Annotated in this window: 23 protein-coding genes and 1 pseudogene; 6 read left to right on the forward strand and 18 right to left on the reverse strand. The window is 74.7% G+C overall.

The features are described 5' to 3' along the window. Positions 1–56 precede the first annotated feature (56 nt). The 6 genes from ACI79P_RS14060 to ACI79P_RS14085 all read right to left on the reverse strand — a co-directional run bounded on the left by ACI79P_RS14060 (position 57) and on the right by ACI79P_RS14085 (position 5917). Positions 57–806: a histidine phosphatase family protein gene (locus ACI79P_RS14060; protein ID WP_456581677.1), complete on the reverse strand. Its 750-nt coding sequence runs from the start codon at positions 804–806 to the stop codon at positions 57–59. Continuing rightward, the gene (gene rsfS, locus ACI79P_RS14065; RefSeq protein WP_456581678.1) at positions 803–1234 is read right to left on the reverse strand and encodes a ribosome silencing factor; all 432 of its coding nucleotides are present in this window, start codon (positions 1232–1234) and stop codon (positions 803–805) included. Before rsfS ends, ACI79P_RS14060 begins: the two co-directional genes overlap by 4 nt. Beyond that, positions 1231–1974, reverse strand: a complete 744-nt coding sequence (gene nadD, locus ACI79P_RS14070) for a nicotinate-nucleotide adenylyltransferase (protein WP_456581679.1) — start codon at positions 1972–1974, stop codon at positions 1231–1233. The genes rsfS and nadD overlap by 4 nt, the downstream gene beginning before the upstream one ends. Positions 1975–2323: 349 nt before the next feature. Beyond that, a complete protein-coding gene (locus ACI79P_RS14075) occupies positions 2324–3751 on the reverse strand; it encodes a vWA domain-containing protein (RefSeq protein WP_456581680.1) in 1428 nt (475 codons plus the stop codon). Further along, complete coding sequence (locus tag ACI79P_RS14080) at positions 3751–4638, reverse strand: AAA family ATPase (RefSeq protein WP_456581681.1); 888 nt, start codon at positions 4636–4638, stop codon at positions 3751–3753. The genes ACI79P_RS14075 and ACI79P_RS14080 overlap by 1 nt, the downstream gene beginning before the upstream one ends. Positions 4639–4663: 25 nt before the next feature. Then, a complete protein-coding gene (locus ACI79P_RS14085; protein WP_456581682.1) occupies positions 4664–5917 on the reverse strand; it encodes a glutamate-5-semialdehyde dehydrogenase in 1254 nt (417 codons plus the stop codon). A gap of 85 nt (positions 5918–6002) precedes the next feature. Between ACI79P_RS14085 and ACI79P_RS14090 the strand changes: the two genes are divergently transcribed. From ACI79P_RS14090 to ACI79P_RS14105, 4 genes are read left to right on the forward strand one after another with little or no spacing between them, the layout of a single operon-like run. Further along, positions 6003–7001, forward strand: coding sequence for a metal ABC transporter substrate-binding protein (locus ACI79P_RS14090; RefSeq protein WP_456581683.1), 999 nt, complete (start codon positions 6003–6005; stop codon positions 6999–7001). Then, positions 6998–7855, forward strand: coding sequence for a metal ABC transporter ATP-binding protein (locus ACI79P_RS14095; protein ID WP_456581684.1), 858 nt, complete (start codon positions 6998–7000; stop codon positions 7853–7855). Before ACI79P_RS14090 ends, ACI79P_RS14095 begins: the two co-directional genes overlap by 4 nt. A gap of 1 nt (position 7856) precedes the next feature. After that, positions 7857–8885: a metal ABC transporter permease gene (locus ACI79P_RS14100; protein ID WP_456581685.1), complete on the forward strand. Its 1029-nt coding sequence runs from the start codon at positions 7857–7859 to the stop codon at positions 8883–8885. Further along, positions 8882–9298, forward strand: coding sequence for a Fur family transcriptional regulator (locus tag ACI79P_RS14105; protein ID WP_456581686.1), 417 nt, complete (start codon positions 8882–8884; stop codon positions 9296–9298). Before ACI79P_RS14100 ends, ACI79P_RS14105 begins: the two co-directional genes overlap by 4 nt. A gap of 18 nt (positions 9299–9316) precedes the next feature. Here ACI79P_RS14105 and ACI79P_RS14110 read toward each other — a convergent pair whose 3' ends face one another. From ACI79P_RS14110 to ACI79P_RS14160, 11 genes and pseudogenes are all read right to left on the reverse strand, one after another. Then, positions 9317–9649, reverse strand: coding sequence for a TIGR03943 family putative permease subunit (locus tag ACI79P_RS14110; RefSeq protein ID WP_456581687.1), 333 nt, complete (start codon positions 9647–9649; stop codon positions 9317–9319). 392 nt (positions 9650–10041) lie between these two features. Then, entirely contained in the window at positions 10042–10509 is a 468-nt protein-coding gene (locus tag ACI79P_RS14115; protein WP_456581688.1) for a permease, read from the reverse strand. Positions 10510–10568: 59 nt separating this feature from the next. Beyond that, positions 10569–11057, reverse strand: a pseudogene (locus ACI79P_RS14120) (permease); the annotation flags it as partial. Positions 11058–11130: 73 nt separating this feature from the next. Continuing rightward, entirely contained in the window at positions 11131–11613 is a 483-nt protein-coding gene (locus tag ACI79P_RS14125; protein ID WP_456581689.1) for a peptide deformylase, read from the reverse strand. A 30-nt stretch (positions 11614–11643) separates the two neighbouring features. Further along, positions 11644–12768 (reverse strand): glutamate 5-kinase, encoded by a 1125-nt coding sequence (proB, locus tag ACI79P_RS14130; protein ID WP_456581690.1) that lies wholly within the window; start codon positions 12766–12768, stop codon positions 11644–11646. Next, a complete protein-coding gene (gene obgE, locus ACI79P_RS14135; RefSeq protein ID WP_456581691.1) occupies positions 12765–14285 on the reverse strand; it encodes a GTPase ObgE in 1521 nt (506 codons plus the stop codon). The genes proB and obgE overlap by 4 nt, the downstream gene beginning before the upstream one ends. Before the next feature lie 158 nt (positions 14286–14443). Beyond that, on the reverse strand, positions 14444–14698 hold the full coding sequence (rpmA, locus tag ACI79P_RS14140; protein ID WP_456581692.1) for a 50S ribosomal protein L27: 255 nt from the start codon (positions 14696–14698) through the stop codon (positions 14444–14446). Between the two features lie 7 nt (positions 14699–14705). Then, the gene (gene rplU / locus ACI79P_RS14145; protein WP_456581693.1) at positions 14706–15017 is read right to left on the reverse strand and encodes a 50S ribosomal protein L21; all 312 of its coding nucleotides are present in this window, start codon (positions 15015–15017) and stop codon (positions 14706–14708) included. A 238-nt stretch (positions 15018–15255) separates the two neighbouring features. After that, the gene (locus ACI79P_RS14150; protein WP_456581694.1) at positions 15256–18354 is read right to left on the reverse strand and encodes an Rne/Rng family ribonuclease; all 3099 of its coding nucleotides are present in this window, start codon (positions 18352–18354) and stop codon (positions 15256–15258) included. Positions 18355–18675: 321 nt separating this feature from the next. Continuing rightward, positions 18676–19443 (reverse strand): TIGR03936 family radical SAM-associated protein, encoded by a 768-nt coding sequence (locus tag ACI79P_RS14155; protein ID WP_456581695.1) that lies wholly within the window; start codon positions 19441–19443, stop codon positions 18676–18678. Continuing rightward, a complete protein-coding gene (locus tag ACI79P_RS14160; protein WP_456581696.1) occupies positions 19443–21365 on the reverse strand; it encodes a TIGR03960 family B12-binding radical SAM protein in 1923 nt (640 codons plus the stop codon). The genes ACI79P_RS14155 and ACI79P_RS14160 overlap by 1 nt, the downstream gene beginning before the upstream one ends. 169 nt (positions 21366–21534) lie before the next feature. On the opposite strand from ACI79P_RS14160, the gene ACI79P_RS14165 reads away from it, so the two are divergent. Beyond that, the gene (locus ACI79P_RS14165; protein WP_456581697.1) at positions 21535–21801 is read left to right on the forward strand and encodes a helix-turn-helix transcriptional regulator; all 267 of its coding nucleotides are present in this window, start codon (positions 21535–21537) and stop codon (positions 21799–21801) included. Further along, positions 21798–22304, forward strand: coding sequence for a hypothetical protein (locus ACI79P_RS14170; protein WP_456581698.1), 507 nt, complete (start codon positions 21798–21800; stop codon positions 22302–22304). Before ACI79P_RS14165 ends, ACI79P_RS14170 begins: the two co-directional genes overlap by 4 nt. 110 nt (positions 22305–22414) lie before the next feature. Here the strand turns inward: ACI79P_RS14170 and ndk are convergent, their stop codons facing one another. Further along, positions 22415–22825 (reverse strand): nucleoside-diphosphate kinase, encoded by a 411-nt coding sequence (gene ndk, locus ACI79P_RS14175; RefSeq protein ID WP_269190806.1) that lies wholly within the window; start codon positions 22823–22825, stop codon positions 22415–22417. Between the last annotated feature and the right edge of the window lie 7 nt (positions 22826–22832).

Consider the following 22832-nt stretch of genomic DNA (forward strand, 5'->3'; position numbering starts at 1 on the left):
CCGGCGAGGCTAGCTGCCGCGCTCCACCGGGGCGTGCACGGTCGGAGGGGGAAGGCTCAGCCGACGGCGTCGGCGTCCTGGGCCGGTCCGTCGCCGGCGGCGCCCGGAGCACCCTGCTCCGGGTCGGCGCGGCGCTGCTCCGCTCCGGGGACGACCAGGCCCTCCGGGAGCGGACCGGCCGACGCGTTGTGCCGCAGGAGCCGCCACCGGCCGCTCTGGCGGGCGAGTTCGCTCCACGCGCAGTTGCCCAGCGGGCCGAACACCCGCCGGTGGTCGGGGCCGAGCTCCAGCAGCGCCTCGATCAGCCGGCCGCTCGTGCCGCCGTGGGTGACCACGAGGGCCACCTCGGCCGGTGGCAGATCGGCGAGCGCGGCGAGCACCCGGGCGACGACGGCCGGGGCCTCCTCACCGCCGCGGCCGCGCACCGGGCGCCCGGCGAGCCAGTCCGCGTACTGCTCGGGGTACCGGTCGGCGACCTCGTCGCGGGTCAGCCCCTCCCAGGAGCCCATGCCGTGCTCGCGCAGCCGGGGGTCCAGCCGCAGCGGCACGTCCAGCACCGACGTCACGGCCCGCGCGGTGTCCGCCGCCCGCTCCAGGTCGCTGGCCACCACCGCGGTGGACCGGCCGGTCAGCCCGGCGGCCACCACCAGGTGCGGCGCGGCGTGGGCCGCCTGAGCCCGGCCGACCGCATCCAGCGGCGGGTCGAGCTGCCCCTGGAACCGCCCGGCCGCGTTCCACCCGGTCCGCCCGTGCCGCCAGACGACCAGGCGGGTCACCGGCAGCTCGGGCAGGGCCGGGGCCGTCACTGGCCGGCCGTCTCCGCGACGGACGGGGAGCCCGGGTCCGCCGCGTCACCGGTGGCGGAGGCGGGGAGGGAGGCGTCGGTGAAGGGAATGCTCGGGCAGTCCTTCCACAGGCGCTCGAGGGCGTAGTAGGCCCGCTCCTCGGCGTGCTGCACGTGCACCACGACGTCGACGAAGTCCAGCAGCACCCAGCGCGCCTCGGCGACGCCCTCGCGGCGGACCGGCTTCACGCCGTGCTCCCGGAGCCGCTCCTCGACCTCGTCGACGATCGCCTGGACCTGCCGCTCGTTGGGTGCGGAGGCGAGGACGAAGGCGTCGGTGATGGCGAGCCGCTCGCTGACGTCGACGATCGTGACGTCGGTGGCGAGCTTGTCCGCGGCCGCCTGGGCGGCGCGCAGCGCGGTCTCCCGGGCCTCGGGCGAGGCGGTCATTCGGGCACCTCCTGGAGGTGGGACGTCGTGGGTGGGGTGCGCACGCCGGCGCGGTCGGGGCTGTTCCCCGAGCCGGCCGGCGGGCGGTCGTAGGTGGGGCGGTCGCCCGCCGGGCGGCCGTCGCGGGCCGGTCCGGGGGCCGGGCGCCGCGCGGGGCTCCGGTAGAGGCCGCGCTTCTCGATGTACTGCACGACGCCGTCGGGCACGAGGTACCAGACCGGCATCCCGCGGCCCACCCGGTCGCGGCAGTCGCTCGAGCTGATCGCCAGTGCGGGGATCTCCACGAGGCTGACGCCACCCTCGGGCAGGTGGCTGTCGGCCAGCGTGTACCCGGGCCGGGTCACCCCGATGAAGTGCGCCAGCTCGAAACACCGGGCGCCGTCGCGCCAGGTCATGATCTGCGCCAGGGCGTCGGCTCCGGTGATGAAGAAGAGCTCGGCCCCCGGGCGCTGGGCCTGCAGATCGGTGAGGGTGTCGAAGGTGTAGGTGGGCCCGCCCCGGTCGATGTCGACCCGGCTCACGGAGAACCTCGGGTTGGACGCCGTCGCGATGACCGTCATGAGGTACCGGTCCTCGGCCGGGCTGACCAGCTGGTCGCTCTTCTGCCACGGCTCACCGGTGGGCACGAACACGACCTCGTCGAGCCCGAACAGCCCGGCGACCTCGCTGGCGGCGACCAGGTGCCCGTGGTGGATGGGGTCGAAGGTCCCACCCATCACGCCGACTCGTCGTCCCGCCACCGGGCGAGCGTATCCGGGACCCGCGGAACCGCGCCGCGAGGACCGGCCCGCACGACCCGCTCCCGGCGCGGCAGGCGGCCGCGGAGCTTTCCTCCGTCGGCCGGCCGGAGCCCCCGGGCGACCGGCTCCCCCGTGCGGCCGGTCGCCGTCCGGCCGCACCGCGCCGCCGGCGGGTGGTCGACATGTCGACACCGGGCTGACCAACGGCCGCGACGGCGCCCGGTTACGGCCGGCACGCCGGGAATCGCGCTGTGCACGCCGTTCCGTGACGGTCCCGGAGGGCCGACACGTCGACACGTCGACAGCTCGACGTGCCCGCACGTCGACGGGCCTCAGCCTGCCGACGGGGTCAGAGCGTGGTGACGAAGTCGGCCAGCTGGGCGGCGTTGCGGCACTCCACCATGTCGATGACCTCGCCGTACCGGTCCGCGGCGGAGTCCCCGCTGCCCCACAGCCGGCGCGGCTCGGGGTTCAGCCAGTGCGCCGACCGGGCCTTCCCCACCAGGCCCGCCAGCACCGGGACGCCCGGCTGCCGGTAGTTGGTCCGCCCGTCGCCGAGCACGAGCAGCGAGGTCTTCGGCCCCACCGCCGACGCCCAGCGGTCGGCGAACACGTCGAACGCGGTGCCGTAGTCGCTGTGCCCGTCGAAGCCGACCACCTGCGCCTCCCGGCCGATCCGCGCGATGGCATCGGCGACGTCGACGCCCGGCCGGAAGAAGCGGGTCACCTCGTCGGTGGAGTCGACGAACGCGAACGCCCGCACGCCGGTGAAGTGCTCCCGCAGCGCCTGGGTGAGCATCAGGGTGAAGTGGCTGAAGCCGGCCACCGAGCCGCTGACGTCGCAGAGCACGACCAGCTCGGGCTTGTGCACCTTGCGCGGCCGGTGGTGGGTGACGACGGGGACCCCGCCGGTGCCGAGCGAGGCCCGGACCGTCTTGCGGAAGTCCAGCCGGCCCTGGCGCCCCATCTTCCGGCGGGCCGAGAGCCGGACGGCGAGCCGGCGGGCCAGCGGGGCGACCGCGCGCCGCAGCTCCGCGAGGTCGGAGGACTGGGCGCGGAGGAAGTCCACCTGGTCGGCCAGCGGGCGCACGGCGTTCTTCGCGACGCGGTCGCGACCCTTCTCCGCCGCCGTCCGCCGCCGCACCTCGGCCTCGACCGCGGTGCGGAACGCCGCCAGCCGGTCGCGCACGGTCTGCCGCGCCACCTGCTCGGCCAGCCCACCGCGGTCGCCGCCGCCGAGCAGCCCGGCGAGCAGCTGAGCCACGAGCGTGTCCGGCGAGAGCGCCCGCATGACCCGGTAGCTGAAGTAGGACTGCCCCGAGGGCGTCGGCTGCCCCTGGCCGAGCTGGTCGACGGCGTCCCGCGCGAACCGGCGCAGCGCCTCGGGATCGCCGTCCTGCAGCAATCGCAGCAACTCGGCGCGCATGAGCTCGGTCAGCGCCGCGTCGTCCGGCACGTCGAGCGTGGACTCCCCCGGCTCCCCCGCGCCCTCGCCGTCCTCGGCCTCCGGTGCCAGCCGGTCGCCCAGCGGCCACCACAGATCGAAGAGCACGTCGTACGTCGGCCGCTGGGCCGCGCGCTGGAGCAGCACGGCGGCCAGCCCGTGGCGCAGCTGCTCGCGGTCGAGCAGGTCGACGACGGTGAGGATCTCCGCGGCGTCGACGGCCTGGCTGATGCCGACCGGGATGCCGGCCTCGCGCACCGCCCGCACGAACCCGTCCAGGTGCCCGGCGAGCCCCCCGGGCTCCCTCCGGATCCCCTGCGGAGCAGCGTCCATCAGTTCAGCCGCAGCTCGGCCGCGGCCCGGGTCTGGTCGCTGGCGTGCTTGAGCACGACGCCGAGCGTGGCAGCCATGGCCGGCTCGTCGAGGGTGTCCAGACCGAGCTCGAGCAGGGTCTGCGCCCAGTCGAGGGTCTCCGAGATCGACGGCGACTTCTTCAGCTCCAGCCCGCGGAGCGCCCGGACGGTGGCCACCAGCTGGTCGGCCAGCCCCGATGCGAGGTCGGGCACCCGGGAGAGCACGATCTCCCGCTCCCGCTCGGCGCTCGGGTAGTCCAGCGCCAGGTACAGGCAGCGCCGCTTGAGTGCCTCGGAGAGCTCGCGGGTGGCGTTGGAGGTGAGGACGACGGTCGGCCGGCGGGTCGCGGTGACGGTGCCGAGCTCGGGGATGGTCACCTGGAAGTCGCTGAGCACCTCGAGCAGCAGCCCCTCGACCTCGACGTCGGCCTTGTCCGTCTCGTCGATGAGCAGCACGGTCGGCTCGGTGCGGCGGATCGCGGTCAGCAACGGGCGGGCGAGCAGGAACTCCTCGCCGAAGATGTCGTCGTGGACGGTGTCCCAGTCCGCGCCGCCCTCGGCCTGGGACGCCTGGATGCGCAGCAGCTGCTTCTTGTAGTTCCACTCGTACAGCGCCCGGGCCTCGTCCAGGCCCTCGTAGCACTGCAGCCGGATCAGCTCCGACCCGGTCGCCGTCGCCAGCGCTTTGGCCAGCTCGGTCTTGCCCGTGCCCGCCGGCCCCTCGACGAGCAGCGGCTTGCCGAGGCGGTCGGCGAGGAAGACCGTCGTCGCGATCTGCGCGTCGGGCAGGTACCCCGCGGTGGACAGCCGCTTGCTGACGTCCGCGACCGACGAGAAGTGCGGGAACTGGGACGGCGGGCGGGGCATGCGGCTCCTCGTGCTGGGGGCGGGGTCAGCGCGTGTGGCCGGACCCCGTGACGACGTAGGTGGTGGAGGTCAGCTCGGGCAGGCCGAGCGGGCCCCGGGCGTGCAGCTTCTGGGTGGAGATGCCGATCTCGGCGCCGAAGCCGAACTCGCCGCCGTCGGTGAACCGGGTCGAGGCGTTGACCAGCACGGCCGCGGCGTCCACCCCGGCGGTGAACTCGGCGATGGCGCGGGCGGAGTCGGCGACGATCGCCTCGGTGTGGCCGGTGCTCCAGCGCGCGATGTGGTCCAGCGCCTGCGGCAGGTCGTCGACGACGCGCACCGCCATGTCCATCGACAGGTACTCGGTGCCCCAGTCCTCGTCGGTGGCCGGGACGACGCCGTCGTGCGCGGAGCGGGCGGCGTCGTCGCCGTGGAGCGCGACGCCGGCGTCGGCCAGCGCGGCGAGCAGCCGCGGCAGGAACGGCACGTCGCGGTGCACGAGCAGCGTCTCGGCGCTGTTGCAGACGCTCACCCGGTGGGTCTTGGAGTTCAGCACGACCGCCTCGGCGATCTCCGGGTCGGCCGAGGCGTCCACATACACGTGGCAGTTCCCCTCGCCGGTCTCGATCACCGGCACCCGCGACTCCCGCACCACCCGCTGGATGAGCGAGGCACCGCCGCGGGGGATGACGACGTCGACCAGGCCCCGGGCGTTCAGCAGCTCCCCCACCGACGCGCGGTCGGCCGGGAGGAGCTCGACGAAGCCGGCCGGCAGGCCCACCTTCTCCCCCGCCTCGGCGAGGACGGCGAGCAGCGCGGTGTTGGTGCCGAACGCCGAGGCCGAGCCGCGCAGCAGGGCCGCGTTGCCGCTCTTCAGGCACAGCCCCGCGGCGTCGACGGTGACGTTGGGGCGGGCCTCGTAGACGATCCCGACCACGCCGAGCGGCACGCGGACCTGCTTGAGCTCCAGCCCGTTGGGCAGCCGCGACCCGCGGACGACGTCACCCACCGGGTCGGGCAGGGCGACCAGCTGGCGCAGCGCGTCGGCGACCCCGGCGATCCGGCCGGCGTCCAGCCGCAGCCGGTCGACGATCGCCTCGGGCGTGCCGTCGGCCCGCGCGGCGGCGACGTCGGCCGCGTTGGCGGTCAGGATCTCGTCGGCGCGCTCGACCAGCGCCTCGGCCATCGCCGCCAGCGCGGCGTCCTTGGTGTCGGTCGGCAGGGTGCGCAGCACCCGGGCGGCGGCCTTCGCGCGGAGCGCGGCGGCACCGATGAGCGGCAGGCCGGAGACGTCGGACACACCGAGAGGATACGCGCGCGTCCGCCCGGGCTCCCCGGTGCGACCGGGCGCCGGCCACCCCGGATCCTGTGTGAGAATGATTCCCATGCACACCTCCTCGCTCCGCCGCAACGCCGCCGTCCTCGGCTCGGCCGCCTGCCTGCTCCTGGCCGGTTGCGGCTCCACCACGGGGACCGACGAGGCCTCCGGCGCAGCCGGTGACGGCGAGCTGTCCGTGCTCGCCGGCTTCTACCCGCTCCAGTGGGCCGCCGAGCAGGTCGGCGGCGACCGCGTGTCGGTCTCCTCGGCCACCCCGCCCGGCGCCGAGCCGCACGACCTCGAGCTCACCCCGCGGAACGTCGCCGCGATCTCCGAGGCGGACCTGGTCGTCCACCTGGAGGGCTTCCAGCCGGGCCTGGACGAGGCGGTCGCGTCCGAGGCCGCCGACGCCGCCTGGGACGCGGGGCAGGCCGCCGACCTCTCGCTGACCACCGCGGGCGAGCACGACCACGCCCACGAGGACGAGCAGCACGCCGAGGAGGAAGCCCACGCCGAGGAGGAGACCCACGCCGAGGGCGGCGAGACGGTCGACCCGCACTTCTGGCTGGACCCCACCCGCCTGGCCGACGTCGCCGACGCCCTCGCCGACCGGCTCACCGAGCTGGACCCGGAGGGCGCGGACACCTACGCGGACAACGCCGCCGCGCTGCGCGCCGACCTCGAGGCCCTCGACGCGGAGATGGCCGCCGCGCTCTCGGGCTGCGCGGTGGACACCCTGGTGACGAGCCACGACGCGTTCGGCTACCTCGGCGAGCGCTACGGTCTCGAGGTGGTCGGCATCAACGGTCTCAGCCCGACGCAGGAGCCCAGCGCGGCCCAGCTGGCCGAGATCACCGAGCTGGTGGACGACCGCGGGATCACCACCGTCTACACCGAGACCCTGGTCGACCCGGCGGTGGCCGAGACCGTGGCCGCCGAGGCGGGCGTCGAGACCGCCGTCCTCGACCCGATCGAGGGCCTCACCGACGAGTCGGCCGGGGAGGACTACCTCGAGGTCATGCGCGCCAACCTGGCCACCCTCCAGGAGGGTCAGAACTGCTCGTGACCGGCCGGACCACCGCCGAACGGCTCCCGGTGGAGCCCGGTCACGCGCTCGCGGTCGGGCTCCGCGGCGCCAGCATCGGCTACGGCGACGTCCCCGTCGTCCGGGACGTCGACCTGTCGGTGCGGCCCGGCGAGGCGATCGCCGTCCTCGGGTCCAACGGGTCCGGCAAGACCACCCTCGCCCGCGGCCTCCTCGGGCTCGCCGCCGTGCTGGGCGGCGAGGTGACCGTGCTGGGCGCGCCCGTGGGGCGGCTCCGGGAGCGCGGCCGGGTCGGCTACGTGCCGCAGCGGCACACGGTGAGCGGCGCGGTCCCGGCCACCGTCCGCGAGGTGGTCGGCGTGGGCCGGCTCGCCCGGCGCGGGCTGTTCGGCCGCCCGACGGCCGCCGACCGCGCGGCCGTGGCCGACGCCATCGCCGCGGTGGGGCTCAGCGACCGGACGCGCGACCCGGTCGCCTCCCTGTCGGGAGGCCAGCAGCGCCGCGTGCTCGTGGCCCGCGCCCTCGCCGCCGAGCCCGAGGTGCTGATCATGGACGAGCCGACCGCCGGGGTCGACGCCGCCAACCAGGCCACCCTCGCCCGGGTCCTCGCCGACGTGTCGGCGAGCGGCACCACGCTGCTGGTCGTCACGCACGAAGCCGGCCCGCTGGCCGGGGTCCTGACCCGCGCGGTGGTCGTCGACCACGGCCGGATCCGGTACGACGGCCCCCTGGCCGAGGCGGGCCCCCTCGCGGGGGACGCGGGCCACCACCACCACCATCCGGGTGACGACCAGGAGCTGCCGTCGACCGGGTACCGGCAGCACCAGCCGTGGGGGACGTCCCGCCCCGTCCGGGCCCACGACGGGGAGCGGTGACGTGGAGATCCTCCAGTACGAGTTCATGCAGCGGGCGCTCCTCGCCTCCCTGATGGTGGGGCTGGCCGCGCCCGCGGTCGGCATCTTCCTGGTGCAGCGCCGCCTGTCACTGCTGGGCGACGGCCTCGGCCACGTGGCGCTGGTCGGCGTCGGGATCGGCGTCCTCACCTCCACCGCGCCGGTCGGCGCCGCCCTCGTGGCCGCGATCGCCGGGGCGGTGCTCATCGAGCTCGTCCGCGCGCGCGGACGCACCAGCGGCGACGTGGCGCTCGCCGTCCTCTTCTACGGCGGCATCGCCGGCGGAGTGGTCCTGCTGAGCCTCGCACCCCCCGGCCAGGCGACGAACCTCGACGCCTACCTGTTCGGGGCCATCACGACCACGAGCGCCGGGGACCTGGTGGCCTTCGGCGTCATCACCGTGGTCATCCTCTCGGTCGTGTGGCTGCTCGGGCAGCGCCTGTACGCGGTGAGCGACGACGAGGAGTACGCCCGCGCCGTCGGCCTGCCGGTGCTGGCGCTGAACGTCGTGCTGGCCGCGCTGGTCGCATCGACGGTCGTGCTGTCGATGCGCGTGGTCGGGCTGCTGCTGATCAGCGCGCTGATGATCCTCCCCAGCGCGGTGGCCCAGCTGCTGGCCGGCAGCTTCCGCCAGGCGCTGCTGCTCGCCTGCGGTATCGGACTGGTGGTCAGCGTCAGCGGCACCACGGCCTCCTACTACACGGGCACGCCGTCGGGCGGCACGATCGTGCTGCTGGCCATCGCGCTGTTCCTGGTCGTCACGCTGGCCGTCGCGATCCGGGACACCACGGCCCGTCGGCGGCACCGGCGTAGGGTCGATCTGCACGCCGCCCACCCCCACGAGCACGGGGAGGACTGCGGCCACCGGGCGGTCTCGCACGGCGACCACGTGGACTACGACCACGACGGCCACCTGCACGCGCCGCACCGGACCGGGTCGGGCGTGCACTACGACGAGCACGGCGAGCACCCGGTGACCACGCCGGCGGAGGGAAAGGCAGGCCGCCCGTGAGCCACCCCGAGGTCGCGCCACCCGCTCGCCGGCAGACCCGCCAGCGCACCGCCGTCCTCGACCTGCTCGACGAGCTCGACGGCTTCCGCAGCGCGCAGGACCTGCACGCCCTGCTCCGCGAGCGCGGGGACTCGGTGGGTCTGGCGACGGTCTACCGGGCGCTGCAGGCGCTGGTCGACGACGGCCTGGTCGACGTCCTGCGCAGCGGCGAGGGCGAGGCCGCCTACCGCCGCTGCTCCCCGGTCCACCACCACCACCTGGTGTGCCGCTCCTGCGGCCGCACGGTGGAGGTCGCCGACCCGCCGGTGGAGCGCTGGGCGGCCAAGGTCGCCGCGGAGCACGGCTTCGCCGACGTCCAGCACGAGCTCGAGGTCTTCGGCACCTGCGGGCCCTGCGCCACCGCGCGGAGCTGACCCGCACCCCACGGTCGGTCAGCTCTCGTACGGGGTCGCCGGCGCCTCGATCCTGACCACCGACCGGGCCGCGACCACCGGCTCCGGGTACCCGCCACCAGCGTTCTCCCGGGGCGGCGCCCAGCGGCCGACCACCTCGACCCACTCCCCCTCCGCCAGGTCCTCCGGCCCCCCGGACAGGACGACGGCGACGGGCACGGCGTCGGCCGCGCAGCAGCCGATCCGGATCCGCGCCAGGTACCGGCCGCCGCCGTCGCGCGGCAGCACGAACCCGTGCAGCCGGACGGTGCGACCGGACAGCGCTGGGGCGTCCTCGGCGAGGGCGTGGACGCCGTACTCGAGCAGGCTCATGGTGCGGTGGTCGGCGCCCTCGTCGTCCGGCCCGAGGAGCGCGGCCGCACCCCTGCTCGGGCACCGCGATCGGCTGGGCCTGCCGGTCGGCGGTGAACGCGCCGAGCGCCGAGGGCGCCACCAGCAGCAGCACCGCGACCGGGAGAACCAGCAACCAGGCGCTGGGAGGCACGTCGTGGTGGTGCTCGTCGACCGGCCCCGCACCCTGCGGACGGCGGCGCACCAGCCCGGCCACGGCGAGCACCAGCAGCACCCCGCCCGCGGCCACGAGCAGCGGCTGGAACCCGGGCTGCACGTAGGCCAGGTGGGCGTCGGTCAGGGCGGTGCGCAGCACGACGCCCCCCAGCAGCACCAGCAGCAGGTGCTGGATCACGCGGGCCACGGTGCCTCCGTCACAGCAGCACCCACGCGACCAGCAGCGCGATCCCGACGGCGACCACGAACGTGACCGGGGCGAACCGCAGGGCGAACCGCGGCCCGAAGGTGCCCGCCTGCAGCGCGACCAGCTTGACGTCGACGACCGGGCCGACGACGAGGAACACCAGCCGCGCGGTGAGGCTGAACGACGTCAGGCTGGCCGCCACGAAGGCGTCGGCCTCCGAGCAGATGGCGAGCACCACCGCGAGCACCGCGAGGACCAGGACGGCCAGGGCCGGGTTCTCGGCCAGTGCGTCGAGCCACGCCCGCGGGACGAGGACGTTGAGGCTCGCCGCCGCCAGCGCCCCGAGCACGAGGAACCCGCCGGCATGGGTGAAGTCGTGCTGCGCCGTCTCGGCGAACAACCGGGCCCGCCCACCCCCGGGATCGGCGGCGGCCCGCTCGCGGAGCCGGAGCCACCCGGGCGCCCGAAGAGTGCCCACAGCCACCCCATGACGACGGCGACGACCAGCGACGCGACGGACCGTGCGACCGCCATCATCGGCTCGTCCGGGAAGGGGACGACCGTGGCGATCACGACGACGGGGTTGATCGCCGGGGCGGAGAGCAGGAACGCCAGGGCCGCGGCGGGTGCCACGCCCCGGCGCACGAGGCTCCCGGCCACCGGCACCGAGGCGCACTCGCAGCCGGGCAGGACGGCGCCCGCGGCACCCGCCGCCGGCACCGCGGCCACGGGGCTGCGCGGCAGCACGCGCTCAAAGAAGGACGGCGGCACCACGGCGGTCACCGTCGCCGAGACCAGGACGCCGAACACGAGGAAGGGCAGCGCCTGCAGGCAGATGGCGACGAACACCGTCGACCACGCCTGCAGGGCCGGGGAGGCGAACCAGTCCGGGGCGGCGAAGTGCAGCCCGATGGCGCCCAGGAGGAGGACGAGCAGGACGTCGGAGGACTGCAGGCGCTTCCGGTCGGCCGCCACCGGGAGCTCGCCGACGGCGACGTCGTCGCGCAGCACCGGCGGCACGAGCACTCCGATCAGCTGAGAACCGTTCTCTGCGCGGAGCGCGCTCCCACGCGTTCGCGGCGAACGTGGTGACGACGCGTCAGCGGTCGCGCAGCGCCCGCAGGGCAGCCTTCCGGGCGTCGCCGGTCAGCCGGTCCAGGAACACCTTCCCGTCGAGGTGGTCGACCTCGTGCTGCAGGCAGCGGGCCATCAGCCCCTCCCCCTCCAGGCGCAGGGGCTCTCCGTGCACGTCGAACCCCTCGGCGACGCAGCGCATCGCCCGCACCGTCGGCGCCCAGATGCCCGGCACCGACAGGCAGCCCTCGTCGCCGTCCTGGATCTCCTCGGATCGCTCGACGATCACCGGGTTCACCATGTGCCCGATGACGCCGTCGACGTTGTAGGAGAACGCGCGCACGCCCACCCCGATCTGCGTCGCCGCGACCCCGGCCCGGCCGGGGTGGTCGACGGTGTCCTCCAGGTCGCGGACCAGCGCGGCGAGCCAGTCGTCGAAGACCCGGACCGGATCGGCGGGGGTGCGCAGCACGGGGTCGCCGAGCTCGCGGATGGGGCGGATCGTCACCCGTGCAGTCTCTCAGCCGGGCCGGACGGCTCAGCGCAGGCGTCCGACCAGCACCATCTCGTCGCGGTGCACCACCTCGCGGCGGTGCTCGGGCGGCAGGTCCCCGGTCTTGCGGCCGAGCAGCGCGGGCAGCTCGCGGGCGTCGTAGGCGACGAGCCCGCGGGCCACCACCACGCCGTCCGGCCCGACCAGCTCCACCGGGTCGTCGGCGAGGAACTCCCCCGCGACCCCGGTGATGCCGGCCGCCAGGAGCGAGGCGTGCCGCTCCCGGAGCGCCTCGACCGCGCCGTCGTCCAGCAGCAGCCGGCCGCGCGGGCGGCTGGCGTAGCGCAGCCAGAACTGACGGGCGCTGGGCCGCTTCCCCATCGGCGCGAACAGCGTGCCCACCCGCTCCCCGTCCAGGGCGCCCGCGGCCTGCGGCGTGGAGGTCACCACCACCGGGACGCCGGCGTGCGCGGCGATGAACGCCGCCTCGACCTTGGTCGCCATCCCGCCGGTGCCGACGCCGTTGCGGCTGGCCGAGCCGAGCGTGACCGATGCCAGGTCCGCGGGGTCGCGCACCGTGTCAACCAGCTGCGCCGGCCCGGTGCGCGGGTCGCCGTCGTACACGCCGTCGACGTCGGAGAGCAGCACCAGGGCGCCGGCCTGCGAGACGTGGGCGACCAGGGCGGCGAGGCGGTCGTTGTCGCCGAAGCGGATCTCCTCGGTGGCCACCGTGTCGTTCTCGTTGACGATCGGCAGCACCCCGAGGTCGAGCAGCCGGTCGACCGTCCGGCGGGCGTTGCGGTAGTGGCTGCGGCGGGTCAGGTCGTCGGCGGTGAGCAGCACCTGCCCCACGGTGATCCCGTGCCGGGCGAACGCGTCCGCGTAGGTCTGCACCAGGCGCAGCTGCCCGACGCTCGCCGCGGCCTGCGCGGTCGCCAGGTCGCGGGGCCGCCCGTCCAGGCCGAGCGGCGCCAGCCCCGCGGCGATCGCCCCGGAGGAGACGAGCACGACCTCCCGGCCCGACGCACGGACGGCGGCGAGCGCCTCGACCAGCGCGGTGAGGCGCTCGACGTCCAGACCGCCGGGCAGGGTGGTCAGCGACGAGGAGCCGACCTTGACCACGACGCGCCCCGCCCCGGCGATCGCGGGGCGGGCGGCGGCGCGGGTCACCGGAGTTCCTCGCCGGCCCCACCGGGCAGGTCGTCGGCCAGCTCCTCGAGGTCCTCGTCGGTCCAGCCGTCCTCGGAGACCTCGAAGGGCACCCGGCGGGCCCGCTTGGCCGCCAGCCGCTCGGACGCCCCGACCCGCTCGTTGCTCTCCAGCCGGGTGTCGGTGCCGCGCCCCCCGAGGCCCGCGGACTCCTCGACGGTGAGCGTGCCGGCGGGCAGCGTCGGCGCCCAGTCGAAGGTGACGTCGCCGATCGTGACGGCGTCGCCCTCGCGGGCACCGGCCTTCGCCAGCTCCTCCTCGACACCGAGCCGGTTGAGCCGGTCGGCCAGGTAGCCGACGGCCTCCTCGTTGGTGAAGTCGGTCTGCCGCACCCAGCGCTCGGGCTTCACGCCACGGACGACGAACGCCTCCGCGTCGTCGGGGTCGCGCTCGACGGTGAAGCCGGAGTCGTCGACGGCGCGCGGGGTGAGCGTCACCCGCACCGGGGCCGGCGCGGGCAGCGCGGCCCGGTGCTCCTCCACGGCCGCGGCGAGCGCGTACCCGAAGGCGGGCAGCCCCTCGCCGGTGACGGCGCTGATCGGGAAGACCTGCAGCCCGCGCGCCTCCAGGGCGCCGCGGACCATGTCGACCAGCTCCCGGCCGTCGGGGACGTCGATCTTGTTCAGCACGGCGATGCGGAGCCGGCCCACGAGGTCGAGCTCGTCGCCGCCGTACTCCGCGAGCTCGTGCTCCAGCGCGTCGATGTCGGTCTCGGGGTCGCGGCCGGGCTCCATGGTGGCCATGTCGATGACGTGCACCAGGACGGCGCAGCGCTCGACGTGCCGCAGGAACTGCAGGCCCAGGCCCTTGCCGGCCGAGGCCCCGGGGATCAGCCCCGGCACGTCGGCCATCGTGTAGACGGTGTCGCCGGAGCGGACGACGCCCAGGTTGGGCACCAGCGTGGTGAACGGGTAGTCGGCGATCTTCGGCCGGGCGGCCGACATCGCGGCGACCAGCGAGGACTTGCCGGCCGACGGGTACCCGACCAGGCCGACGTCGGCGATGCTCTTGAGCTCCAGCACCGCGTCGAACGTCTCGCCCGGCTCGCCCAGCAGCGCGAAGCCGGGCGCCTTGCGGCGGTTGTTGGCGAGCGCGGCGTTGCCCAGCCCGCCCTTGCCGCCGTGGGCCAGGACGACGCGGGTGCCGGCGCCGACCAGGTCGGCGATCTGGCGGCCGTCGGGCGTGCTCACGACCGTGCCCTCGGGGACGCGGAGCACCCGGTCCTCGCCGCGCGCGCCGTGCCGGTTGCTGCCGGCGCCGGGGCGGCCGTTGGCCGCCTTCTGGTGCGGGCGGTGGTGGAAGTCCAGCAGCGTGTGCACGCTGGGGTCCACCTCGAGGACGACGTCGCCGCCGTCCCCGCCGTTGCCCCCGTCGGGGCCGCCGAGCGGCTTGTACTTCTCGCGGTGCACGGAGGACACGCCGTGCCCGCCGTTGCCGGCGGCGACGTGGATGGTCACGCGGTCGACGAAAGCGGCCATAGTCGTGGGGCGGGTGTCCGCCGCCTCCTAGCTAGCTGACAAGCGCCACGAGCGCACGGGCCGATCGGCCCGTGCGCTCGTAGGCGAGACGAATGTGGTGGAACGGCCCCGTCCCGAGGCTCGTCCCGAGCGTGCGAGGGATGGGAGGACGGGGTCCTTTAGTCGACCGCGGTGATGGAGACGGTCTTGCGTCCCCGCCGCGTGCCGAAGGTGACCGAGCCCGGTGCGAGCGCGAACAGCGTGTCGTCGCCGCCGCGCCCGACACCGAGGCCGGGGTGGAAGTGGGTGCCGCGCTGGCGGACGATGATCTCGCCGGCCTTCACGACCTGGCCGCCGAAGCGCTTCACGCCGAGGCGCTGGGCGTTCGAGTCGCGGCCGTTCCGGGAGGACGAGGCGCCCTTCTTGTGTGCCATGTCGGCGTCAGCCCTTCGTGATGTCGCGGACCACGACGTCGGTGAGGCGCTGACGGTGCCCCTGACGCTTGTGGTAGCCGGTCTTGTTCTTGAACTTGTGGATGTGGATCTTGGGACCCTTGCCGTGGGCGAGGATCTCACCCGTCACGGTCACCTTCGCCAGGGCCGCCGCATCGCTGGTGACGGTGTCACCGTCGACCAGGAGGATGGCCGGCAGGGTGACGGAGTCGCCAGCCTCACCGGCGAGACGGTTGATCGTGAACGTGTCGCCCACGGCCACCTTGTGCTGGCTGCCGCCAGCCTTCACCACTGCGTACACCACTGACTCCTGTTCGCGTTACTCACGTCGAGCTCTGTGTCCGGCGCGCACGACCGGGGGGCGCCGGGTGCTTGGACGGGCTGCGCACGCCGTCCCGGCGGCGCCCGGAGGCGCCTGCGCGGTGGCGCAGCAACCCGACCAGCGTACCCGAGCCGTGCCGGCCGGTCGAACGTGGTCCCCTGTGACCGTGACCCCGTCCCGGGCGCCGCGTGCGGAACCCGGGACGGGGGCCTCGGTGCTAGGAGACCGGGGGGCCGGCCGGCCGGCTGGCCGCCCGGCGGCGCCGCGGCCGCGTCGCCGCGGCAGGGGCCTCGCCGTTCGCGGGTGCCGGTGCCACCGGGATCTCCTCGGCCGGCGCCGCCTCGGCACCGGCGTCGGCGGCGTGCGCCACCGTGCCGGGGACGGCGTCGGCGGTCGTCGTCGCCGGGGTGATCGGCATCGCGTCCTGCTCGGGGGCCTCCACGGCGGCGACCTCACCGGCCGGCAGCACGTCATCGGCGTCTGTCTCCGCCGCTGCGGGCGTGGTGCCGGGCAGCGGCGGGACCGTCGTCACCGGGGCCTCGACCGGCTGCGGCTCGGGCGCCACCGGGGCGACGTCCTCGACCGTCTCCGCCGAGCCGCCGGCCACGGGCTCACCTACGGGCGCGCCGTCCTCGGCGCGGGTGCCGGCGAGCACGGCGGCGTCCTCGGCCGCGCGCTCCTCCCCCGACTGCCCGCGGTTGCGCCGGCCACGGCTGCGGCGACCGCCGCTGCGGCCACCCTCGGGCGCCTCGCCGTCGCCGGCGGGGGTCTCCGCGGGGACCGGCTGCGCGTTCTCCTCGGCCGGCTCGACGGCGGGAGCCTCCTGGGCGGAGGTCTCCTTGCTCTCCTTGCCGCGGCCGCGCCCGTTCCCGGAGTCCTTGACACCCGAATCCTTGGCGGCCTCCTTGCCCGAGGAGGTGTTGCCGCCCGAGCCACCGCCCCGGCGCTTCTCGTCCACCGGGTCGGTGTGCACGACGATGCCGCGGCCGCGGCAGTGGTCGCACGCCTCGGAGAAGACCTCGAGCAGGCCCTGGCCCACCCGCTTGCGGGTCATCTGCACGAGGCCCAGCGAGGTCACCTCGGCGACCTGGTGCTTGGTGCGGTCGCGGCCCAGGCACTCGGTGAGCCGCCGCAGCACGAGGTCGCGGTTGCTCTCGAGCACCATGTCGATGAAGTCGATGACGATGATGCCGCCGATGTCGCGGAGCCGGAGCTGGCGGACGATCTCCTCGGCCGCCTCCATGTTGTTGCGGGTGACGGTCTGCTCGAGGTTCCCACCGGAGCCGGTGAACTTCCCCGTGTTGACGTCGACGACAGTCATCGCCTCGGTGCGGTCGATCACCAGCGAGCCGCCCGAGGGCAGCCACACCTTGCGGTCCAGCGCCTTGGTCAGCTGCTCGTCGATCCGCAGGTCGTGGAAGACGTCGCCCTGGCCGGTGTAGCGGGTCAGCCGCTCGGTCAGCTCGGGGCTGACGTGGGCGACGTAGGCCTCGACGGTGTCCCAGGCGTCGTCGCCCTGGACCACGAGCTCCTTGAAGTCCTCGTTGAAGACGTCGCGGATGACCCGGATCGCGAGGTCGGGCTCGCCGTAGAGCAGCGTCGGCGCGTTCGACGTCGACTCCGACTTCTGCTTGATGACCTCCCACTGGGCCTTGAGCCGGTTGACGTCGCGGGTGAGCTCCTCCTCCGAGGCGCCTTCCGCGGCGGTCCGGATGATGACGCCGGCGTCCTCGGGCACGATCTTCTTGAGGATGTCCTTGAGCCGCTGCCGCTCGGTGTCGGGCAGCTTGCGGCTGATGCCGGTCATCGAGCCGCCGGGCACGTAGACGAGGAAGCGGCCGGGCAGGTTGATCTGCTGGGTCAGCCGGGCGCCCTTGTGGCCGATCGGGTCCTTGGTGACCTGCACGAGGATCTTGTCCCCGGACTTGAACGCCTGCTCGATCGAGCGCTGCTTGCCCGAGAGGCCGGCGGCGTCCCAGTTGACCTCACCGGCGTAGACGACGGCGTTGCGACCCTTGCCGATGTCGACGAACGCCGCCTCCATGCTGGGCAGCACGTTCTGCACCCGGCCCAGGTAGACGTTGCCCGCGAAGGAGGTCGCCGAGGCCTGGGTGACGTAGTGCTCGACGAGGACGTCGTCCTCGAGGACGGCGATCTGCGTCCGCTCGCCCCGCTGGCGGATGACCATCTTGCGGTCGACGGCCTCCCGGCGGGCGAGGAACTCGCTCTCGGTGAGGATCGGCGTGCGCCGGCGCCCGGTGTCGCGGCCGTCCCGCCGGCGCTGGCGCTTGGCCTCCAGCCGCGTGGAGCCGGCGATGCCGCGGACGTCGTCGTCGCTCGTCAGGCGGCCGTTGCGGCCGGCCCGCTCCGGGCGGTCGTCGTCGTCGGTGTCGTCGGATGACTCGTCCCCGCCGGTGCTCCCGCTGCGGCGGCGACGACGGCGGCGGCGGCGGGTGCCCGAGCCGGTCGACCCCTCGTCCTCGGTGTCCTCGTCCTCGTCGGTGTCGGCCGTCTCGCCGGAGGTGTCCTCGTCCTCGGTGTCCTCGACCCGCGGGCGCTCGTCGGGGGTGTCGTCATCGGAGTCCGAGGAGTCCTCGCCGCTGCGACCGCGGCCCCGGCCGCGACGGCCACGGCGGCGGCGACGGCTCGAGGAGCCGCCCTCGTCGCGGTCCTCGCCGGACTCGTCGCGGTCCTCGGCGTCCTCGGTCTGCTCGTCGTCGGTGTCGACCTCGGCCGGCTCGGACTGCTCCTCGGCGGGGCGGCGGCGGGAGCGGCTGCGGCGGGAGCGGGGCGCCTCCTCGGCGGCGTCCTCCTCGCCGGACCGCTCGGCCGCGGTGTCGTCGGCCGCGTCGGCGTCCGGTGACTCGACGGGGCGGCGGCTGCGCCGGCGCGGCGCCGGGGGTGCGTCGTCGGGCGGTGCGTCGTCGGGCGGTGCCATGAAGCTGACGAAGGCCGGGATCGCCGCGGCGGTGACCGGACGCACCGGCTCAACCGGCTCCGGGTCGGGGGCGGCCGCACCGGCCGGGCGGGTGGCCCGGCGGCGCGGGCGGGCGACGACCGCGGTGGGCTCCGGGGAGCTGAACTGCGCGCCGAAGCGGGGGCCGGCGGGCTCGGGCTCTGGGTCGGGCTCGGCCGCGTCCGCGATCTCCGCCGTCGCCTCGTCGTCCTCGTCGGTGGCGCCGGTCTCCGGGGCCCCCTCCTCGGAGGTGGCCGGCATCCCGGTGGCCTCCGCCTCGGCGGGCTCCAGTGTGCCCGGCGGGACGGCGGCGGCCGTGGTGTCGTCGGTCTCGGTGGTCGGGTGGTCGGTGTCAGCCACGAGGGCTCTCGCCTCCTGTGCTGCTCCCGGGCGCCGATCCGGAAGGACTGGCGGCCGCGCAGGAGCACGGGGTTGGGCGGGGCGGGCCGCCGCGCGGGGTACGGCGGACGGGCTCGCCCTGCGAAGTCTGTGGGCGGCTCCCGCGCGACGGTTGCCGCGGCAGGGAGCCGGTGTGCGGTGGTGCCCGTCTCCGGTGACGCCGGGGGCGGTGGTGCGGGTCCTGCGGTGGTCTGGGCGTCCCGGCCAGGCTGACCCGGGACTGGCGCGTCACGTCTGGCAGCCGTGCCGCTCGACAGCGCGCGGTCTCCGGGCGTCCGCCGGTCAGACCGTCGCGTGCTCCCCCTGGCAGCGGGTGCGCGCCGCACGGTCAGGACCGAGCGGATCGGCCACGGTCCCGGTGTCGTCGAGCCGGCCCTGCGCCTCACGCACGGCCCGGGGGGGCAACGGCGGGCGCAGGTCGGCGACGGCAGCCAGGGCGGCCAACACGTCATCGGGTCGTACAGCGGGCGTCACCTGCCGGACGACCATGTGCAGTATGGCACAACCTGCCTCCTCCGCCGCCGACGCGCTGGCGACGGCGGGGCGCGCGTCGACGTCCTTGAGGCCGTTCTTGGTCCGCTTGGCGACGGTGACGACGTCGGCCGCCAGGAACTTCTCGACCGCCGGGGCGAGCTCCTCCAGGCGCACGCCGGGCAGCTCGACCCGCCACACGGAGGTGTCGATCCGGTCGGCCAGCGAGCCGGTCCCCTGGACCGCCTCGACGCACTCCAGGACGGCGATGTCCTCCGGCAGCGCGGCGTCCAGCGCGGCCCGCACCGCCTCGGGGTCGCGGCGCTCGGCGAGCCCGATCTCCACGTACTCGGCCTCGCTGGCCGAGCCCGTGGGCGCGGCGCCGAGGTAGGAGATCTTGGGGTGCGGGCTGAACCCGGCGGAGAACGCCATCGGGACCCGCGCCCGGCGCAGCGCCCGCTCCAGCGCGCGGGCGAGGTCGCGGTGCGAGGCGAACCGGAGCCGGCCCCGCTTGGCGTAGCGGATGCGCAGCTTCTGCACGGTGGGCGGCGGCGGGGGCCCCTCGGGCTGGCGGGCCATCAGACGACGGTGAGCGGGAGCAGGGTGCGGCCGGTGGGCCCGATCTGGATCTCGGTGCCCATCGTCGGGCAGACGCCGCAGTCGTAGCAGGGGGTCCACCGGCAGTCGGCGACCTCCTCCTCGGAGAGGGCCTCCTGCCAGTCCTCCCAGAGCCACTCCTTGTCCAGCCCGGAGTCCAGGTGGTCCCAGGGCAGGATCTCGTGCTCGGTGCGCTCGCGGGTCGTGTACCAGTCGAGGTCGACGCCGAAGGCGGCCAGCTCCTCGGCCGCGGCCTGCGTCCACCGCTCGTAGGAGAAGTGCTCGCTCCAGCCGTCGAACTTCCCGCCCTCGCGCCACACCCGCTCGATGACGCGGCCCACCCGGCGGTCACCGCGGGACAGCAGCCCCTCGATCATCCCGGGCTTGCCGTCGTGGTAGCGCAGGCCGATGGAGCGCCCGATGCGGCGGTCGCTGTTGATCGCCTGCCGGAGGAGCTTGAGCCGGGAGTCGATGGTCTCCGCACTCGCCTGGGCGGCCCACTGGAAGGGGGTGTGCGGCTTGGGCACGAAGCCGCCGATCGACACGGTGCAGCGGATGTCCTTGCGCCCGCTGGCCTCGCGGCCGGCACGGATCACCTCGACCGCGAGCTCGGCGATCTCGAGCACGTCCTCGTCGGTCTCCGTGGGCAGGCCGCACATGAAGTAGAGCTTCACCTGCGTCCAGCCGTTGGCGTAGGCGGTGGTGACCGTGCGGACGAGGTCCTCCTTGGACACCGTCTTGTTGATCACCCGCCGGATGCGCTCGCTGCCACCCTCGGGTGCGAACGTCAGGCCCGAGCGCCGCCCGTTGCGCGAGAGCTCGTTGGCCAGCGTGACGTTGAAGGCGTCCACGCGGGTGCTCGGCAGGCTCAGGCCGGTGTTGGTGCCCTCGTAGCGGTCGGCGAGCTGCTTGGCCACCTGGCCGATCTCGGAGTGGTCGGCGCTGGACAGCGACAGCAGCCCGACCTCCTCGTAGCCGGTGGCGTTCAGGCCCTGCTCGACCATCGAGCCGATGCCGGTGATCGTCCGCTCGCGCACGGGGCGGGTGATCATCCCGGCCTGGCAGAACCGGCAGCCACGGGTGCAGCCGCGGAAGATCTCCACGCTCATCCGCTCGTGCACGCTCTCGGCCAGGGGCACCAGCGGCTGCTTGGGGTAGGGCCACTCGTCGAGGTCCATGACGGTGCGCTTGCCGACCTTGACGGGCACGTCGTCGCGGGTGCGGGCGACGGCGGCGATGGCGCCGTCCGGACCGTAGGAAAAGGCGTAGAAGCGCGGCACGTAGACGCCGTCGACCCGCGAGAGGCGGGCCAGCAGCTCCTCGCGGCCACCGGGGCGGCCCTGGGCCTTCCACGCCTTGACGACGTCGGTGATGTCGCCGACGGCCTGCTCGCCGTCGCCCAGGACCGCGCAGTCGACGAAGTCGGCGACGGGCTCGGGGTTGAAGGCGGCGTGCCCGCCGGCGACGACGACGGGGTGGGTCTCGTCGCGGTCCACCGCGTGCAGCGGGACCCCGGCGAGGTCGAGCGCCTCGAGCAGGTTGGTGTAGCCGAGCTCGGTGGCGAAGCTGACGCCCAGGAGGTCGAAGTCGCGCACCGAGCGGTGGCCGTCGACGGTGAACTGCGGGACGCCGTGCTCGCGCATGAGGGCGGCGAGGTCGGGCCAGACGGCGTAGGTGCGCTCGGCCAGGGCGTCGGGGCGCTCGTTGAGCACCTCGTACAGGATCATCAGGCCCTGGTTCGGCAGCCCCACCTCGTATGCGTCGGGGTACATGAGCGCCCAGTGCACGGCCGCGGACTCCCACGGCTTGGTCTGGGCGTTGAGCTCGCCGCCGACGTACTGGATCGGCTTCTGGATCTGGGCCAGCAGCGGCTCGAGGCGGGGGTAGAGGGTCTCACCAGTCATGACCCGTCCAGGGTAGCCGCCGCCGCCCGCCGCCCACCCCCGTCGACGATCAGGTCACCTGATCGTCGAGCGTCCTCCCGCACCGCAGACGCCGAGGGAGGACGCGCTGCGACGAGGAAGGACGGGTCGAGGCTCGAGCCGCCGTAGCATTATTGCTACATTTCGTCGTATGGGACGACAGCCGAAGTCCGAGGCGGACAAGGTGCACGACCGCATCGCGGTGCTCCGCGCCGACCGCGGCGTCAGCCGGAAGGAGCTCGCGGACGCCGTCGGCGTCCACCCGCAGACGATCGGCTACGTCGAGCGCGGCGAGTACAGCCCGTCGCTGGCCCTGGCCCTGCGCATCGCCCGCTTCTTCGACCTGCCCGTCGAGGCGGTCTTCTCCCTCGACCCGCTGCCCTCGCTCAGCGAGGAGCTCCTCAGGAGGACGCCATGAGCACGCACCCGCAGCAGACCTACCTCGCCCGGACCTTCGACGACAGCCGCTACGACTGGGCGCGCAGCCGCCCCACCCGGCGCCGCGCGGTGCTCGCCGAGGCAGCGCTGTTCGCCGCGCTCGTCACCGCGACGCTCGTCTGCGCCACGTCGACCGAGGGCTGGTCGACGTGGTTCTTCGTCGTCTGGACGGTGGGGATGCTCGCGTTCATCCCACTGCACTCCCTGCTCAACCTGGGCATCCGGGGAGTGTTCGACCGCAGCGCCCGGTCGCTCGACGAGCACCAGCAGTCGCTGCGCGACCGGTCCTTCACCGCGATGGCGTGGCCGGCGACGGGGCTGCACCTGGTCGCCTTCACGGGTGCGGTCGCGATCGTCGCGCTGAGCGGGCACGTCCCGCTGGCGCTGTGCTTCGGGTTCCTGCTGTGGCTCGCCGCCGGGCTGCTGTCCTACTGGCACCTGGCCTGGACCGCGCCCGAGGAGCCGGCCGACGCCGACGCCTGACCGCCGCCGGGTACGCCGCGATCAGCTTCCCTGATCGTGAAGCGTCCTCCCTCGCGGTGCACAGTGAGGGAGGACGCTCGATGATCAGGTTCCCTGATCCCAGCGGGGATTCAGCCCAGGTCGGGGAAGAACAGCTTCACCTCGCGCGCGGCCGACTCGGGCGAGTCGGAGCCGTGCACGATGTTGTTCTGCACCTCGAGGGCGAAGTCGCCGCGGATGGTGCCGGGGCCGGCCTTCACCGGATCGGTCGCGCCGGCCAGGGCGCGGAACGCCTCGATGGCTCGCGGCCCCTCGACGACCAGCGCCATGAGCGGACCGCCGGTGATGAACTCCACCAGGTCGGCGAAGAACGGCCGCTCCCGGTGCTCGGCGTAGTGGGTCTCGGCGGTCTCGCGGTCCAGCGTGCGCAGCTCGGCGGCGACCAGGCGCAGGCCCTTGCGCTCGAGCCGCGTGATCACCTCGCCGACCAGGCCGCGGGAGACGCCGTCGGGCTTGACGAGGACGAGAGTGCGTTCGGTCACGGGGCGG

It is taken from the genome of Blastococcus sp. SYSU DS0510, from assembly GCF_054050835.1.